Genomic DNA, 15,881 nt, shown 5'->3' on the forward strand with positions numbered 1-15,881 from the left:
TCAAGGCGAAAGTAGGTAGCCGCTGCGGTACGCTTCGGCGCCCGCGACGTGGGCAATGACCATGCCGGCAGTGGCCATGCGTCGCAGCGAGCGGGCGTACATCAGGCCGGCGCTGGTGCAATGAATGGGGGTGATCCGGTCGTTGATCGGGTCGATGATTTCGGCGATCTGCTGTCCCGCTTCCAGGACTTGCCCCGGTGTGGCGGTGTAGACCAGCAAGCCGCCGACCGGCGTGGTCACCGGTTCGACGCCCGCCAGAGGCGTGGCCGGGAACGGCAACGGCGGCTGCGGTTTGGTCTCGCCGACAATCGCGTCGGACTGGATCAGATAGTCGATCAGCGCCTGGCAATCACGGCTGGCCATCGGGTGATTGACGTCACCCTGGCCGCGCAATTCGACGGTTACCGAGAAACTGCCGAGCGGAATCTCGAAGTGTTCAGCGAAGCGTTCCTTCAATTGCCACCACAGCAGGGTGAAGCATTCGTCGAATGACTGACCGCCGGAATCGGTGGCCAACAGGCTCGCCTGAGCTTCGATGTAGCGCGCCAGCGGTTCGACCTGCGGCCACGCTTCGGGCGTGGTGTAGAGGTGAACCACCGATTCGAAGTCGCAGTGCAAGTCCAGCACCATATCGGCATCACAGGCCAGCCGTTGCAGGGTCAGGCGCTGGGATTGCAGTTGGGTGCTGGCGGTCTGGCGGGCGAGGGCGTCGCGCAGATGGCGGCGGATCAGTTCGAGGTTGTGCTGCGGATCGTCATTCAGCTTGCCCTCGATGGCATTGCCGATTTCTTCGCTGAGGTCGACAAACCAGCGGTTGAAGTTTTGGCCGCTCTCCAGTTCGTACCGGCCCAGCGGCACGTCCATCAGCACTTGTTCGAGGCCGACCGGGTTGGCCACCGGCACCAGCACGATTTCGCTGCGCAGGCGGCCGGCGGCTTCCAGCTCGGCCAGACGCTGCTTGAGGTGCCAGGCCACGAGCATGCCGGGCAGTTCATCGGCGTGCAGCGAGGACTGAATGTAAACCTTGCCCTTGGCCTGTTCCGGGCCGAAGTGGAAGCTGTGGATCTGTCGTGCGGTCCCCGGCAGCGGGGCCAGCAGGTCATGTATCTGGTGGCGCATTGCAAAGGTGTCCTAGTGAGTCGGCCCGAGGAAGGCCAGCCATCGGCGTTCAGCAAGGCGGAACAAGCCGACCAGCGCAAAGGTAATGGTCAGGTAGATCAGCGCGGCGATGCCGAACGACTGAAAAGTCAGGAAGGTCGCCGAGTTGGCGTCCCGGGCGACTTTCAGGATGTCGGGGATGGTCGCGGTGAAGGCCACGGTGGTCGAGTGCAGCATCAGGATCACTTCGTTGCTGTAATACGGCAACGAACGGCGCAGCGCCGACGGCATGATCACGTAGGCATACAGCTTCCAGCCGGTCAGCCCGTAGGCCTTGGCCGCTTCGACTTCGCCGTGGTTCATGCTACGGATCGCCCCGGCGAAAATCTCCGTGGTATAGGCGCAAGTGTTGAGGGCGAAGGCGAGGATCGTGCAGTTCATCGCATCGCGAAAGAAACTGTCGAGCAACGGCTGCGCACGCACGGCGGCCAGGCTGTAGATCCCGGTGTAGCAGATCAGCAACTGGATATACAACGGCGTGCCACGGAACAGATAGGTGTAAAACTGCACCGGCCAGCGAATGTAGAAGTGCGGCGAGACGCGCGCAATCGACAGCGGAATCGACACCAGGAACCCGATGAAGATCGAGGCGCTGAGCAACCACATCGTCATCGCCAGCCCGGTAATGTTCTGGCCGTCGGTATAAAGGAAGGCGCGCCAGTATTCCTGCAAGAGTTCGATCATCGTACGGCCTCCCGCGAACCAGCAGCGTAGCGACGTTCAAGCCAACGCAGAATGAAGTTGGAAGCACTGGTAATCAGCAGATAGATCAAGGCAGCGAGGACCAGGAAGTAGAACAGTTGATAAGTGCTTTTACCGGCGTCCTGCGCCGCTTTGACCAGGTCGGCGAGGCCGATGATCGACACCAGCGCGGTGGCTTTGAGCATCACCATCCAGTTGTTGCCAATGCCCGGCAGGGCGAAGCGCATCATTTGTGGAAACACCACGAAACGAAAGCGCTGGCCGCGTTTAAGGCCATAGGCCGTGGCGGCTTCGACCTGACCGCGCGGCACGGCGAGGATCGCACCACGGAAGGTTTCGGTGAAATACGCGCCATAAATGAAGCCCAGGGTCAGCACCCCGGCACTGAACGGGTCGATTTCGATGTATTCCCATTCCATGTAATCGGTCAGCGTCGTCAACCAGGTTTGCAGGCTGTAGAAGATCAGCAACATCAACACCAGGTCCGGCACCCCGCGAATCAGCGTGGTGTAGAGCTGGGCGGGCAGGCGCACCAGTTTGATTTTTGACAGTTTGGCACTGGCGCCGAGCAGACCGAGTAACACGGCCACCAGCAGCGACAACGCCGATAATTTGATGGTCATCCAGGTGCCTTCCAACAGCAAAGGGCCAAAACCCTTGAGGCTGAAGGCTGTGAGCCCCAGATTTTGTAAGAGGTTTTCGAACATAAATCAGCAACCTGAGCGGATGGAAAAGGCGCCCATCGAGGATGGGCGCCGGGGCATTATTTGCCGCTGTACAGATTCAGATCGCCAAAGTGTTTCTTTTGAATCTCGGCGTATTTGCCGTCATCGTGTAACGCTTTGATACCTTTATCTAAAAGCGCTTTGAGCTCAGTGTTACCTTTCTTAATACCGACAGCGGTTTTGGCTGGCAGCAATTCGTTGTCGACCGGCTTGCTGACGTCATAGTCGGCGCCCTGTGGCGACTTCAAAAAGCCCAGTTCGGCTTGCAGCATGTCCTGGATACCCGCGTCGAGACGGCCAGAGGTCAGGTCGGAGTACACCTGATCCTGGTTCTGATAGGCCTGGGTTTTGACGCCGGCCTTGTCCAGCACGGCTTTGGCGTAGGCTTCCTGAATGGTGCCTTGCTCATAGCCGACGGTTTTGCCCTTCAGCGAAGCGACATCGGCGGTAATGCCGGAGCCTTTTTTCGACACATAGGCAGTCGGGCCAGAGAACAGCTCGCTGGAGAAGTCGATGACTTTCTCGCGGGCCGGGGTCACGGTCATCGACGAGATCACACCGTCGAATTTATTGGCCTTGAGGCCCGGAATCATGCCGTCGAAATCACTTTCGACCCACTTGCACTTGACCTTCAGTTCGGCGCAGATCGCGTTACCCAGATCGATGTCGAAACCCACCAGGCTGCCGTCGGCCGCTTTCGACTCGAACGGTGCGTACGAAGGGTCAACGCCAAAGCGCAGCTCTTTGTATTCCTTGGCCAGCGCGGAGCCAGCGGCCATGCACAACGCCAGTGCAGAAAGGGTCAGCAATGCTTTTTTCATTATTCAATCCCTAAGAACCAATATGAGCGCTTGTGGCGCAGAATTATTGTTACTGGAACGCGTACGACCTATAGAAAGTAGCAATTTCCGAACCAGAGTCCCGAACAAGTGTTTTAAAAGGTTGGGCGGGGAGGAATGAGGGCGATTGAATGCTCGGAAATGGGCATTGCGATTTTGCTGCACTGTTTCGGATCAAACTCCGATATTGAAGGCAGGTCACTGATCGTTCCCACGCTCTGCGTGGGAATGCCGCAATGGACGCTCTACGTCCGCTTTGGGACGCGGAGCGTCCCGGGCTGCATTCCTTTGCTGCGCGTGGGAACGATCATCGGATTGTGTGTTGTCCCGGGAAAAGGGGTCAGGCCAGCAGGTCTTGCAGGGTGGCCAGGCTATCCGCCTCATCCACGGTCTTATCCTGGCGCCAGCGCAGCATCCGCGGAAAACGCACGGCGATCCCGCTCTTGTGTCTGCGTGACAGGGCAATGCCTTCAAAGCCCAGTTCAAACACAAGACTCGGCTTCACACTGCTCACCGGGCCGAACTTTTCCACGGTGGTCTTGCGCACAATGCTGTCGACCTGACGCATTTCTTCATCGGTCAGCCCCGAATAGGCTTTGGCAAACGGCACCAGCGCGCGTTGGCTGGACTCGGGCGGGCCGTCCCACACGGCAAAGGTGTAATCGCTGTACAGGCTGGCGCGCCGACCATGACCGCGCTGGGCGTAAATCAACACGGCATCGACACTGAACGGATCAACCTTCCATTTCCACCACACGCCCATGTCCTTGGTGCGGCCGACGCCGTACAGCGAATCCCGCGCCTTGAGCATCATGCCTTCAACACCCAAGCGCCGAGAGGATTCGCGCTGGCGGGCAAGGTCGAACCAGTCGCTGCCGGTCAGCACCGGCGAGGGCAGCAGCACCGGACTGTTGCACCGGGCGATGACCTCTTCCAGTTGCGCACGGCGTTTGGCCTGCGGCTGATTGCGCCAGTCTTCGCCCTGCCATTCGAGCAAGTCGTAGGCGAGCACCACCACCGGCACGTCTTCGAGGATTTTCTTGTCGAGGGTCTTGCGGCCGATGCGTTGTTGCAGCAGGGCGAAGGGCTGCACGGCCGGTGGTTCGGTCGATTGCGGATCAAAGGCGTCTTCGGTGCTCGGGTGCGTGCTTTTCCACACGACGATTTCGCCGTCGATCACGGTGCCATCCGGCAAACCGTGCACCAGCACATCCAGTTCGGGGAAGCGCTCGGTGACCAGTTCTTCGCCGCGCGACCAGACCCACAAACGACCTTCACGCTTGACCACTTGCGCGCGGATGCCATCCCATTTCCATTCAATCTGCCAATCGCTCGCGGGGCCGATCAGCGCTTCGAACTCTTCAACCGGTTGCGACAAGGCATGGGCGAGGAAAAACGGGTAGGGCTGGCCACCGCGCTGGGCATGCTCATCGCTGGATTCAGGGGCGATCAGTTTCAGGTAGCTGGCGGCGCTCGGACGATTAGATAAATCGGTGTAGCCGACCAGACGCTGCGCCACGCGCTTGCTGTCCAGCCCGGCCATCGACGCCAAGGCGCGGGTCACCAGCAATTTCGACACGCCGACGCGGAAACTGCCGGTGATCAATTTGATGCACAGCATCAGGCTCGATCGATCCAGTTGCGCCCACAGTTCCGGCAGGCGCCGCGACAGGTACTCAGGGGATTCACCGCGCAGCGGCAGCAGTTTGTCTTCGATCCATTCGGCGAGGCCGGCGTCGGAGCTGTGCGGGTTTTCCGCGAGCACCAGAGAAATGGTTTCCGCGAGGTCGCCGACCGCTTGATAACTTTCCTCGAACAGCCACGGTTCCAGGCCGGAGACCTCGACGGCGAGTTCACGCAGGATTCTCACCGGCACCAACTGCCGGGGCCGGCCACCGGACAGAAAGTACACCGCCCACGCGGCGTCATGCGGTTCAGCCTGGGCGAAGTAGGTCTGCATGGCCGCCAGTTTGGCGTTGCTTGACGTGGTCGCGTCGAGTTCAGCGTACAACTCGGCGAATGCTTTCATACGGGCATCTCGGCGATAGTCGGTTCGGTGGCAATGTTTTCTTCTTCGTCGTCGCCGTATTCAGTGTTGAAGCCTTGGGCATCCAGACCCTGTTCGCGCAGATGCCGCACCAGCACGCCGATCGAACCGTGGGTGACCATCACGCGTTCCGCGCCGGTCTGCTCGATGGCCCACAGCAGGCCGGGCCAGTCGGCGTGATCGGAGAGGACGAAACCGCGATCGACGCCACGCCGCCGGCGGGTGCCGCGCAAACGCATCCAGCCGCTGGCGAACGCGTCGCTGAACTCGCCGAAGCGGCGCATCCAGCTGCTGCCTCCCGCCGAGGGCGGGGCGATGACCAGAGCCTGACGCATGATCGGGTCGCTTTTCTTCACGTCACCGGCGTAGATCGTCGGCGGCAAATACACGCCGGCTTCCCGATAGACCCGGTTCAGCGGCTCGACCGCGCCGTGGCTGAGGATCGGACCGAGGCTTGCGTCGATGCCGTGGAGAATCCGCTGGGCCTTGCCGAACGAGTAACAGAACAACACGCTGGCCTTGCCGGCCGCGATGTTGGCTGCCCACCACTGGTTGATCTCGCTGAACACCTGCGCCTGTGGCTGCCAGCGATAAATCGGCAGGCCGAAGGTCGATTCGGTAATGAAGGTGTGGCAGCGCACCGGTTCGAACGGGGCGCAGGTGCCGTCCGGTTCGATCTTGTAATCGCCCGACGCGACCCAGACTTCTCCGCCGTATTCCAGGCGTACCTGTGCCGAGCCGAGGACGTGGCCGGCCGGATGGAAACTCAAGGTGACACCGTGGTGCGTCAGGCGCTGGCCATAGGCGAGGGTTTGCAGGTTGATGTCCTGACCCAGCCGCGCACGCAGAATCCCTTCGCTGGCGCTACTGGCGAGATAATGCTGGTTACCGGTGCGCGCGTGATCGCCGTGGGCATGGGTAATGACCGAGCGCTCGACGGGGCGCCAGGGGTCGATATAAAAATCACCCGCAGGGCAATAAAGGCCTTCGGGACGGGCGATAACAAGGTCCATGTCGTTACCAGAAATGGGGGGCTTGTTAGCTATGAGGCTGGCGCGTGTGCGGAAGTTCTATCGACTTTGAAGAGCGACCCTCACCCCAGCCCTCCCGAAACGTCGGACCGCCCGGAGGGAGAGGGGGCCGACCGAGGTGTCTGGCCAGCTACATCGAGCTGAAAGACCGGGTCGATTATGGATTCGGGAGTGCACGAACCGACTTGACTCAGGATTCGGCAGTGCACGAACGGACTTGACTCAGGATTCGGCACAGCACCTTCAGGTCGGCGTAAGTCTGCAGCAACCCCCAATCAGTCCCCTCTCCCTTTGGGAGTGTATGTACCGGAGACATGGTGGACACATGTTCGGAGACATGGTGGACGGTTTTAGATCTTCTTACCTGCCGTAACGATCTGCAAGTTCAAGTCGATTCGGGCAATACGATGTCTACTCCAGTAGACATCGTGGATGCCATCTTCCGTCGTTTCCCGGATAGCTACTGACCTCCCGTAAAAAGCTTTTCCGACTGTGTATTCACGGTTCCGCCAGTAGATCTCGCCCTTCACCTGAACCTTCCTGACCACATCCCCATCGTCGTACTCCGGCGCCGCGGGTTGCTCCTGATATTCCCGTGGGCTGCTGCTGTAGCGAGTAGCAGGCACCTGCATGTCCAACGCTTGATGTGGACGCTTCTGGTTGTAGATATCACGCCAGATATCAAACGCCCGTTGTGCACCGTTGAGATCAATAAAATGTCGGTCTCGCAGGACTTCATTTTTCAGGCTGCGGTGGAAGCGTTCCAGCTTTCCTTGGGTTTGCGGATGATAAGGTCGAGAGTGCCCGACCTTGATGCCCTGACTCATCAGCCAGACCTCCAGCGCGGTATAAACGCCAGTCTGGTCACCCCAGGGTGAACCGTTGTCCATCGTCATGCGCAAAGGCAGACCATGACGCCGAAAGACCCGGATTAGATGCTCCTGAACGGTTTCACGTCGCTCATCGAGGCAGGCCGCGATACACAGCGAAAACCGCGAATGATCGTCCAGTATCGTCAACGGATGGCAGCGTCCCTGAGCCAGGCTGATATGGCCCTTGAAGTCCATCTGCCAAAGATCGTTGGGCGCTTCATGCTCGAAGCGGATAAACGGTTTAATCTCAGCGGCCTTTGAATCAACGCGTGAATGACGCTGTAAAACCGCATGCACGGTACTGACCGAAGGCATTACTACGCCGCTGTCTTCCAGCACACGTTTGAGCTTGCGAGCGCCCCAAGCCGCGTATTCCTCACTCACGGTCAGAATCTGCTGCTCAACCTCGTCAGCGCAGCGTTTGGGTGACGTCTTCGGTCGTCGAGACTGATCGATCAAGCCCTCTGCACCTGAAGTTTCAAACCTGTTGAGCCATTTGTAGGCAGTGCTTGGGCTGATATTGAATCGGCGGCAAAGCTGCCGGACATTGGCTCCTTCTTGCCGAGCCAAATGCACGAACTCTGAACGAAGCTGCACGGTGGACACCTCTTCCCAGGACACAGGTCATCTCCTTGGTGATGAGCAATGTGTCTATTAAAAAGTGTCCACCATGTCTCCGGTACATACAGGGAGAGGGTTAGGGTGAGGGGCTTTTGATGTGGCCTTATTTGCCGGGAGTAAGGGTCAAGCGGGTTTTGCCGTACACCCGGTCAAAGTTCTGCGGCTGCATCGGCAAGCCGATGTACTGCCCCTTCAACCACGCATCGATGCCATTGAGGTAATTCGGACTCACCGGATTCCCCGATTGCCCCGTACCGTTCTGCCCCATCAACGGTTCGGCCTGGCCGAAGTCAACGATGAAGCGCATCGACGGCGCACGCGTGGTGGTGAAATCCTGGCCCCAGGCGAACGCTGAAGTGTTCAACGTCGTGTGATCACCGCCCGCTGCCAGTGGGCCGCGCACGGTCTGGCCAATGCTGTTCTTCCAGGCATAGCTGTGCAGCTTGCCCCACTGCCAGGCCCGGTGATCCCCACCCAACTGGCTGTCGCCTGCGCTGATCGCCGCAGCGAGGCTGCGCGCGAGAATCACTGCTTTGTTCTCTTTCTGCGGCGTGCGGATGTCATCCCAGAACGGACTGTCCTCACGTCCCAACAGATGGTCAGCCTGCGCCGCGTAAGACAAATCACCATTGGCGATAAACGCTTTCCACGCCTGGCTCGATTCCGGGCCGAGCTCGTCGAGGAAGATCTGCTTCATGCTTTCCTGCAGGAACAGCTCATAGATCGCCGCGTCCGCCGAGGTCGGACTGAGCTTGCCGTCGAATGCCATCAACCGCGTGAACGCTTCGCGCGCCTTGCTGCGATCCGCTTCCGGCAGGGCATCGATCGCCTGTTTCAGCGGTTGCTTCATGCCCGGCGCTTCGAAGACTTTCTTCAGTTTGGCGGCGAAGGTGGTGGTCTGGTCGTATTGCATGGCGATCACGCTGCGGCTGTCGTGCTTGCCGCTGCCAGCCAGTTCCGCCAGACGTTCGCCACGCTCCGGCGCCGCCCAGGAGTTCGACAACTGCATGCCGTAACCGTGAGGAATCACGCGTTGGTTGGCGGTGCCGAGCCAGCCTTGCGCCGGGTCCTGATCGTAGGGGTGCAGCATCGGGTCGGCATAGCCATCCCAGTCGTAGCGACCTTCCCAGCCCGGCGACGGCAGCAGGCCTTCGCCTTCACGACGATTGGGGAAACGCCCGGTGACTTGCCAGCCGATGTTGCTCGCATCGGCGAACACCAGATTCAGCGCGATGGCGCGGATTTCACGGCTAGCGTCCGAGGCGCGCTCGATGGTTTGTGCGCGGGTCAGGTCAAAAAATGCATCCAGCGATTTATCGTCGGTGAAGCTCGGGGTCTGCAAGGCCAGGCCGAAACCGCTGCCTTGCGCCGCGGCCTGAGCGCTGTTGAGCAACGCGCCGTGACGGGTTTCGTACACCGCTTCGCGAATCGGCCGCTGGCCTTTGACGAAATAGGTTTCGTTGCGCACGCCCAGCGGCTGCCATTTGCCGTTGACCTCATAGGTCAAACTGCTGCCCTGGCGACGGATTTTTTCCAGAAACAGATCCTGGTTATCGCCGAGCACGCTGGTCGTGCTCCAGGCCACTTTGCCGTTGAAGCCGCCGAGGACCAACGGCAAACCGGCGACGGTGACGCCCGCCGCCTGATATTTCGGCGCGCGGATCTGCACGAAACTCCACAGCGACGGCGCGGCCAGCGGCCCGTGGGCGTCGCTGGCCAGCAGGCTCTTGCCGCTGCGGCTGCGTTGCGGGGCGATTGCCCAGTTGTTCGAAGAGGTCGTGCCCAGCAGGTTGAGTGCCGAGAGTTGCTGACTGGCGTTGCTCAGTTCGCTCAGACCGGGAATCTGCCCGTTGAGCTTGAGGCCTTGCAGCTTGTCGGCTTCGGCCAGTGGCAGGTTTTCGTCAGGCGCCGACGGCGTCAGCCACGCCAGTTTGTCGGTGGTCACGGTTTGCGCGAGCACCAAGGATTGAATTTCTTCCGGCAGGTTGGCCGACTGGCTGAAATTCAACAGGGCGAAAATCAGCGCCGAGTCTTCCGGGTTCCAGTATTCGGGCTTATAGCCGCTGGAGGCGAGGTCGCCCGGCAGTTTGTCGGCGTAACGGAACAAGTAGGCGTTGACGCCCCGCGCATAAACTTCGAAGAAGCGCTTGAGGCGTGGCGACGAGGCCTTGTACAGCTCAGCGGCGCTTTTCTTCAGATTGACCGCACGCATGTAGCGGTCGGCGTCGAGCATCGACGCGCCGGACATTTCCGCCAGACGGCCCTGCGCTAAAAGACGCAAGGTGACCATCTGGTTGATGCGATCGCTGGCGTGGACGTAGCCGAGGCTGAACAGCGCGTCGTGGAAGGTGTTGCTTTCGATCAACGGCATGCCCATGGCATTGCGTCGCACAGACACGTTCTGCGCCAGGCCCTTGAGCGGTTGCACGCCGGAGGTCGGCGGGAGGGTGTCCTGAGCGTTCCAGGTCTGGCAACCGGACAGGCCCAAAACACCGGCCACTGCTGCGGCAACGCCGAACCGGGGAAGAAAATGTGTGAGGGCTGGCGAGGCCATGGCAAAGCTCCTGCGGGGGGTAGCGTCAGTAAAGGCGCTACGTTAGTGAGCAGGAGGGTGCCGCGCAAGCGGGCGACAGAGTTATTTCTTCAGTTCTCGACGATCGTTCCCATGCGCAGCAAAGGAATGCCACAACGGACGCTCTGCGTTGGACTTTGAAGAGACGCAGAGCGTCCCGGGCTGCATTCCCACGCAGAGCGTGGGAACGATCAGGTGCAGGTCAGGCCTTCGGTGGATTGATTTTCTGCACCAGCGCGTAGGCCTTCACCGTCGCCGGGCGATCCTTGATGTGGTTGAACCAGCGCAGTACATGCGGGAAGTCTTCGAGATTCTGGCTCTGCCACTTGTGCGAGACGATCCACGGATAAATCGCCATGTCGGCAATGCTGTATTCGCTGCCGGCGACGAATTCGTTATCGGCCAGTTGCTTGTTCAACACGCCATACAAACGTGCGGTCTCATCAATGTAGCGCTTGATCGCGTAAGGAATCTTCTCCGGTGCGAACTGGCTGAAATGATGATTCTGCCCGGCCATCGGACCCAATCCGCCCATCTGCCAGAACAACCATTGCAGCGCCGTTTGCCGACCACGCAGGTCTTTGGGCAGAAACTTCCCGGTTTTCTCCGCCAGATACAAAAGAATCGCCCCGGATTCGAACAGCGACAGAGGCTCGCCGCCATCGGCCGGTTCATGGTCGACGATGGCCGGGATGCGGTTATTCGGCGCGATTTTCAGAAAGTGCGGCTGAAACTGCTCGCCCTGGCTGATGTTGATCGGATGGACGTTGTACGGCAGGCCGGCTTCTTCAAGGAACAGGGAGATCTTGTGGCCGTTGGGGGTGGTCCAGTAATACAGGTCGATCATGGAAAACTCCAAAGCAGAAATGGACGTGTTTGCGGACAGCAAACGCCGGCGTCAGGTCGTCCCGTGTGCGTTCGATAGCTTGCTTAGTGGGAAGAGGTGATGCTGAACTGCGCAGAATTCAATGACCCCGCGTGAGAAAAATCGCCATGGAGCTTCAGGCCAACGCTGCACTGATCATCATCGACCAGCAAAAAGGCATCCTGCAGCCGCGTTTGGGCCGAAGGAATAATCCTCAGGCGGAAGCGCGAATCCTCGATCTGCTGCGTCTTTGGCGACGCAGTGCAAGGCCGGTGATTCATGTACAGCACCTGTCGCGTGAGCCGGATTCGGTGTTCTGGCCCGGGCAGGAAGGGGTGGAATTTCAGCAAAGGTTTTTGCCGCAGGACGGTGAATGGCTGATTCAGAAACAGGTGCCGGATGCGTTTTGTGCCACCGGGTTAGAGGCGCGATTGAGTGAGGCGGGGATCGGGCAATTGATCATCGTCGGTGTGGCGACCAACAACTCGGTGGAGTCGACGGCGCGCACGGCGGGGAATCTGGGGTTTGAGGCGTGGGTGGCGGAGGATGCGTGCTTCACCTTCGACAAGGCCGACTATTTCGGCACGTTGCGTTCGGCTGAAGAGGTGCACGGGATGTCGCTGGGCAATTTGCACGGGGAGTATGCGACGGTGGTCAGTTCCGCACAGATTCTAGTGGCAGGCTGAAAAACTTCACCGTATGTGCAGGCCTCATCGCGAGCAGGCTCACTCCTACAGTAGATCGCATTCCATCTGGAAAGACGCTTTCAAATGTGGGAACGAGCTTGCTCGCGAAGGCGGCAGGTCAGGCGAAGAGGGTCTTCGCCCCGGACATCAAGCGCCGTGGCACTTCTTGAATTTCTTGCCGTTGCCGCATGGGCAAGGGTCGTTGCGGCCGACGTCTTTCAGGGCGTTGCGCACCGGTTCCTGGTGGGCGTGGCCGCAGTTCGGGCCGTGAACGTGGCCGTGGTCATGCTCGTGATGATGGTCGTGATCGTGGTTGCAGTCAGGGCCATGGACATGAGGTTGCTGGGTCATCGGTGTTGCTCCGGAATTAAATCGGCGGGGATTATCACGCCATTGCGCTCAAGGTGCACGTAGTGGGCGATGAATAAACCGGTTTCCATTTCGCCCTGCAGTCGATAAGGAATCTGCTGGTTGGGACTTTTCAGCATTTTCACCACCTCTTTGACCTGCGGCCACAGGTTGGTGCGGATCGGCACTTTGTAAATCCCGCTGCGTTTTGGCCCTACCGTGATCCAGCGTTCATATTCGCCATCGGCCAGCAGCATGTCGGCCAGATGAATGCGGTATTCGAGGCCGCGCACGGTCAGGTCGCTGTCGTTGGGGTTGTCGATGCGAAAGTGCAGGATGAATTTCTGCTCGAGCAGCTTGGCGCGCACCACTTCGACTTTCACCAGATGCACGGCCGGGTCGACGCTGTCATCGCTGAACCATGAGGCGCAGCCGCTGAGCCCGAGAAACAGGAAAAGGGTGAGCGATTGCAGTGCGCGTCGTTGAGCAAACATGAAGCAGCTCCTTTTGTTGCTCAGTCTAGCCCTAAAAGATCGCAGCCTTCTGCAGCTCCTACAGGGGAACCACATTCCAGGTGTAGGAGCTGCCGAAGGCTGCGATCTTTTGAACCTGGCTTCAAGCGCCGAAATACCCCGCACAGCATTTCTTGAATTTCTGCCCGCTGGCGCAGGGGCAACTGTCATTGCGCCCCAGACTCAATTGCACCGTCGGATCAATGAAGTACCAGCGTCCGGCGTTCTGCACGAACGAGGAGCGCTCGCGGTGGCTGTGTTCGCCCTGATCGTCGTGCCAGCGCGCAGTAAAGGTGACAAAGGCGTGTTCCGGCTGACCGCCCAGGACTTCCGAGCTTTCCACCTCAAGGCCGAGCCAGGTGCTTTGCGCGCTCCATTGACTGATCGACAGGCGATCCAGTCCCGCTTGCTGAGCGGGCAGGGTGGTCGCCACCAGGTAATCGATCAACCCCAGCACATAGGCGCTGTAGCGCGAACGCATCAGCGCTTCGGCGCATGGCGCTGGATGGCCGTCGTGATAGTGACCGCAGCAGGCATCCAGCAGATTGCCGCTGCCGCACGGGCAAATGGCTGTACTCATTGCATTACCACCAGTATTTCCCGAAGTTTTCCGGATTGGCCCAGAACCGCGAATTGAGCCAGTCGGGGACTTGTTTATAGTCAAGCAGATCGTAGGTGAACAGGGTCAGCACTTGATCGTCGCGTTGAAAGCGTTCACTGGCCTGCAGTGCCAGCGAATAGAAGTCGGTTTCCTGCCAGCCGCTGGCCGACAGATCTGCCAGCACGGCGATGCGGCTGGCGTTGAGATTGCGAATCCCGCCCAACAGGTTCAGGCCATCGCGTTTGGGCAAATGTTCCAGACAGTCGACCACCAGCGCCAGATCGAAACGCTGAGCCGCCAGTTCGGCAGGCAATGCGCCCGGCGCGGCATGGGCCACGGCGGTGTCTGGATGCGCCTGTTTAAAAGCGCTCAAGGCCGGAAACTCACTGGCGCCAATCAGCAGCAGACGCGCCGGGGCATAGCGATCCAGCAAAGCGGCCAACGCCTGTTGCGGCGTGCGGGAAGAAATGGCGACGTTCATCAAAGCTCCTCAATCAGACCGCCAAGACTAGCCTGCCTGACGGTGGCGGCAAAGAGCCCTGTTTCGCCCGTTTGCGGTAAATGTGCCGAAGTCCTGTGAACACGCTCGCAAACAGCGGTGGCCTATTGCTGGCGGAGATTAAAACTCCGGTCTTTACTCCCTGAATCGGTTCTAAGCCGATCCCTCAGGAGAAAACCAGATGAGCATAGTTCGGACAGCATTACCTTTGATTCTGCTAACCAGTGTGTTGACTGGTTGCGCAGGTTTACAGAAAACCGACTGGCCGACCTGTGCGGCGGTCGGTGGTGTTGTCGGTGCCGGTCTCGGCGCGACCGAAAGTTCGGCGTGGGCCGGCTACGGTGCGTTGCTGGTCGGCGGCACGGCAGCGGCCTATTGCTGGGTTCACGGTGATGGCGACGAAGACGGCGACGGTGTGCCGGACAGTCGCGACAAGTGCCCGCACACGCCTAAAGGCGTGCAGGTCGACGCTGACGGTTGCCCTCCACCCGCGCCTGCACCCGTGGTCGAAGAAGCTGTAGTGGTCAAGGAAGAAACCATTGTTATCCGTGATGTTCACTTCCAGTTCGACAAAGCCACATTGACCGGCCCTGACAAGCAAGTGCTCGACAAGGTCGCCACCCGCCTGAAACAGGAATCCTCGACAGCGCAGCTGACCGTGACCGGTCATACCGACAGCGTGGGCAGCGATGCCTACAACAAAAAACTGTCGGATCGTCGTGCGCACTCGGTGGTGGAATACCTGATCCAGCAGGGTGTGCCGCGCGCCAGCTTCGTTTCGGTGTCCGGTCTGGGTGAAAGCCAGCCAGTGGCCGACAACAAAACCGCTGACGGTCGCGCGCAAAACCGTCGTACCGAAATCAAAATCCAGCGTTAAGCCCCTCTCGCATCCGCAGCTTGTGCAGTCGCGGATGCGGGTCTTTACTCCTGTGTAACCGGTATGGGCCGGTGACACAGGAGCTTTCACAATGACTGTATTCTCAAGGTCCGTCTTGCCGGTGCTACTGCTAGGCAGTTTGCTGACCGGATGCGCCACTCACAGCGATGGCACTGCCCCCCTCAATCAACGTACGTGGCCGATCTGCAGCCTTCTCGGAGGGCTGGTCGGTGGCGGTCTTGGCGCCATTGAAAGTGCTGGCTGGGCCGGTGGCGGCGCCGCGCTGGGGATCGTGACCGGCGGACTGATCTGTTATGCCCAGGACGGCGATGAAGACGGCGACGGCGTATTCGACCGCCGCGACCGTTGCCCGGACACCCCGGCAAATACCCCGGTCGACCACCGTGGTTGCCCGTTGCCGCAATACCCGATCGCGGAAAAAGTGCCGGAGCCCGCACCGCAAACTGAAGTCATCACCTTGAGCGATGCCGGCAACGTGCTGTTCGATTTCGACAAGTCCGATCTGACCCCGGCGGCGAAAGCCCAGCTCGATACGCTGATGGATAAACTGCGCAATGCCGACGTGGTGAGCATCAAGGTCATTGGCCACACCGACAGCAAAGGCTCGGATGCCTACAACCAGGCCTTGTCGGAACGACGTGCGAGCAGTGTCGCGGCGTATCTGCTGAGCCAGGGCCTGGCGCCAAACAAACTCACCAGTGAAGGGCGTGGCGAGAGTGAACCCGTGGCGGATAACGCGACCGACGAAGGGCGTGCGCAGAACCGTCGTGTGGAGTTACACATTAATCGTTAAGACGTGTCTGTAGTCCGCGGGCTAGAGCTGCCGGGCGACGATTGGCGTCGTTTCGGCAGCCATTTGGCGGGCGAAGGAAGTTTTTTCATTTACCCCTCTGGCTTATCCCCCG

15 protein-coding genes and 1 pseudogene are annotated in these 15,881 nt (G+C 59.8%); 3 read left to right on the forward strand and 13 right to left on the reverse strand.

Annotated elements, in window-relative coordinates; genetic code table 11:
• The 9 genes and pseudogenes from P3G59_RS06415 to P3G59_RS06455 all read right to left on the reverse strand — a co-directional run bounded on the left by P3G59_RS06415 (position 1) and on the right by P3G59_RS06455 (position 11,414).
• Complete coding sequence (locus P3G59_RS06415; RefSeq protein ID WP_277760896.1) at positions 1-1,119, reverse strand: succinylglutamate desuccinylase/aspartoacylase family protein; 1,119 nt, start codon at positions 1,117-1,119, stop codon at positions 1-3.
• Between the two features lie 12 nt (positions 1,120-1,131).
• Entirely contained in the window at positions 1,132-1,842 is a 711-nt protein-coding gene (locus tag P3G59_RS06420) for an ABC transporter permease (RefSeq protein ID WP_034154960.1), read from the reverse strand.
• Positions 1,839-2,567 (reverse strand): ABC transporter permease, encoded by a 729-nt coding sequence (locus P3G59_RS06425; RefSeq protein ID WP_277760898.1) that lies wholly within the window; start codon positions 2,565-2,567, stop codon positions 1,839-1,841. The genes P3G59_RS06420 and P3G59_RS06425 overlap by 4 nt, the downstream gene beginning before the upstream one ends.
• 56 nt (positions 2,568-2,623) lie before the next feature.
• A complete protein-coding gene (locus P3G59_RS06430) occupies positions 2,624-3,406 on the reverse strand; it encodes a transporter substrate-binding domain-containing protein (RefSeq protein WP_008083900.1) in 783 nt (260 codons plus the stop codon).
• A 358-nt stretch (positions 3,407-3,764) separates the two neighbouring features.
• A complete protein-coding gene (locus tag P3G59_RS06435; protein ID WP_277760899.1) occupies positions 3,765-5,453 on the reverse strand; it encodes an ATP-dependent DNA ligase in 1,689 nt (562 codons plus the stop codon).
• A complete protein-coding gene (locus P3G59_RS06440) occupies positions 5,450-6,484 on the reverse strand; it encodes a ligase-associated DNA damage response exonuclease (RefSeq protein WP_277760900.1) in 1,035 nt (344 codons plus the stop codon). The genes P3G59_RS06435 and P3G59_RS06440 overlap by 4 nt, the downstream gene beginning before the upstream one ends.
• Positions 6,485-6,873: 389 nt before the next feature.
• Positions 6,874-7,995, reverse strand: a pseudogene (locus P3G59_RS06445) (IS481 family transposase); the annotation flags it as partial.
• A 103-nt stretch (positions 7,996-8,098) separates the two neighbouring features.
• Positions 8,099-10,549, reverse strand: a complete 2,451-nt coding sequence (locus tag P3G59_RS06450) for a penicillin acylase family protein (protein ID WP_277760901.1) — start codon at positions 10,547-10,549, stop codon at positions 8,099-8,101.
• Positions 10,550-10,769: 220 nt separating this feature from the next.
• Positions 10,770-11,414, reverse strand: coding sequence for a glutathione binding-like protein (locus tag P3G59_RS06455; RefSeq protein WP_277760902.1), 645 nt, complete (start codon positions 11,412-11,414; stop codon positions 10,770-10,772).
• Between the two features lie 146 nt (positions 11,415-11,560).
• On the opposite strand from P3G59_RS06455, the gene P3G59_RS06460 reads away from it, so the two are divergent.
• A complete protein-coding gene (locus P3G59_RS06460) occupies positions 11,561-12,118 on the forward strand; it encodes a cysteine hydrolase family protein (protein WP_277762118.1) in 558 nt (185 codons plus the stop codon).
• Positions 12,119-12,265: 147 nt separating this feature from the next.
• Here P3G59_RS06460 and P3G59_RS06465 read toward each other — a convergent pair whose 3' ends face one another.
• The 4 genes from P3G59_RS06465 to P3G59_RS06480 all read right to left on the reverse strand — a co-directional run bounded on the left by P3G59_RS06465 (position 12,266) and on the right by P3G59_RS06480 (position 14,060).
• Complete coding sequence (locus tag P3G59_RS06465; protein ID WP_034154967.1) at positions 12,266-12,469, reverse strand: SEC-C metal-binding domain-containing protein; 204 nt, start codon at positions 12,467-12,469, stop codon at positions 12,266-12,268.
• Positions 12,466-12,960, reverse strand: a complete 495-nt coding sequence (locus P3G59_RS06470; RefSeq protein WP_277760903.1) for an LEA type 2 family protein — start codon at positions 12,958-12,960, stop codon at positions 12,466-12,468. Before P3G59_RS06470 ends, P3G59_RS06465 begins: the two co-directional genes overlap by 4 nt.
• A 121-nt stretch (positions 12,961-13,081) precedes the next feature.
• On the reverse strand, positions 13,082-13,558 hold the full coding sequence (locus P3G59_RS06475) for a YchJ family protein (RefSeq protein ID WP_277760904.1): 477 nt from the start codon (positions 13,556-13,558) through the stop codon (positions 13,082-13,084).
• A gap of 4 nt (positions 13,559-13,562) precedes the next feature.
• A complete protein-coding gene (locus P3G59_RS06480; protein WP_277760905.1) occupies positions 13,563-14,060 on the reverse strand; it encodes a DUF6231 family protein in 498 nt (165 codons plus the stop codon).
• A gap of 199 nt (positions 14,061-14,259) precedes the next feature.
• Between P3G59_RS06480 and P3G59_RS06485 the strand changes: the two genes are divergently transcribed.
• The gene (locus tag P3G59_RS06485; RefSeq protein ID WP_277760906.1) at positions 14,260-14,955 is read left to right on the forward strand and encodes an OmpA family protein; all 696 of its coding nucleotides are present in this window, start codon (positions 14,260-14,262) and stop codon (positions 14,953-14,955) included.
• A 91-nt stretch (positions 14,956-15,046) separates the two neighbouring features.
• Entirely contained in the window at positions 15,047-15,769 is a 723-nt protein-coding gene (locus tag P3G59_RS06490; RefSeq protein WP_277760907.1) for an OmpA family protein, read from the forward strand.
• Positions 15,770-15,881 lie beyond the last annotated feature (112 nt).

This window comes from Pseudomonas sp. A34-9 (genome assembly GCF_029543085.1).
Classification (GTDB): Bacteria; Pseudomonadota; Gammaproteobacteria; order Pseudomonadales; family Pseudomonadaceae; genus Aquipseudomonas.

What these genes read in the sequence shown, in the direction of transcription:
- P3G59_RS06435 (WP_277760899.1), bottom strand. Translation starts at nt 5,453, where the DNA reads ATGAAAGCATTCGCCGAGTTGTACGCTGAACTCGACGCGACCACGTCA.
- P3G59_RS06425 (WP_277760898.1), bottom strand. Translation starts at nt 2,567, where the DNA reads ATGTTCGAAAACCTCTTACAAAATCTGGGGCTCACAGCCTTCAGCCTC.
- P3G59_RS06490 (WP_277760907.1), top strand. Translation starts at nt 15,047, where the DNA reads ATGACTGTATTCTCAAGGTCCGTCTTGCCGGTGCTACTGCTAGGCAGT.
- P3G59_RS06480 (WP_277760905.1), bottom strand. Translation starts at nt 14,060, where the DNA reads ATGAACGTCGCCATTTCTTCCCGCACGCCGCAACAGGCGTTGGCCGCT.
- P3G59_RS06455 (WP_277760902.1), bottom strand. Translation starts at nt 11,414, where the DNA reads ATGATCGACCTGTATTACTGGACCACCCCCAACGGCCACAAGATCTCC.
- P3G59_RS06485 (WP_277760906.1), top strand. Translation starts at nt 14,260, where the DNA reads ATGAGCATAGTTCGGACAGCATTACCTTTGATTCTGCTAACCAGTGTG.
- P3G59_RS06475 (WP_277760904.1), bottom strand. Translation starts at nt 13,558, where the DNA reads ATGAGTACAGCCATTTGCCCGTGCGGCAGCGGCAATCTGCTGGATGCC.
- P3G59_RS06470 (WP_277760903.1), bottom strand. Translation starts at nt 12,960, where the DNA reads ATGTTTGCTCAACGACGCGCACTGCAATCGCTCACCCTTTTCCTGTTT.
- P3G59_RS06460 (WP_277762118.1), top strand. Translation starts at nt 11,561, where the DNA reads ATGGAGCTTCAGGCCAACGCTGCACTGATCATCATCGACCAGCAAAAA.
- P3G59_RS06450 (WP_277760901.1), bottom strand. Translation starts at nt 10,549, where the DNA reads ATGGCCTCGCCAGCCCTCACACATTTTCTTCCCCGGTTCGGCGTTGCC.
- P3G59_RS06440 (WP_277760900.1), bottom strand. Translation starts at nt 6,484, where the DNA reads ATGGACCTTGTTATCGCCCGTCCCGAAGGCCTTTATTGCCCTGCGGGT.
- P3G59_RS06465 (WP_034154967.1), bottom strand. Translation starts at nt 12,469, where the DNA reads ATGACCCAGCAACCTCATGTCCATGGCCCTGACTGCAACCACGATCAC.
- P3G59_RS06415 (WP_277760896.1), bottom strand. Translation starts at nt 1,119, where the DNA reads ATGCGCCACCAGATACATGACCTGCTGGCCCCGCTGCCGGGGACCGCA.
- P3G59_RS06430 (WP_008083900.1), bottom strand. Translation starts at nt 3,406, where the DNA reads ATGAAAAAAGCATTGCTGACCCTTTCTGCACTGGCGTTGTGCATGGCC.
- P3G59_RS06420 (WP_034154960.1), bottom strand. Translation starts at nt 1,842, where the DNA reads ATGATCGAACTCTTGCAGGAATACTGGCGCGCCTTCCTTTATACCGAC.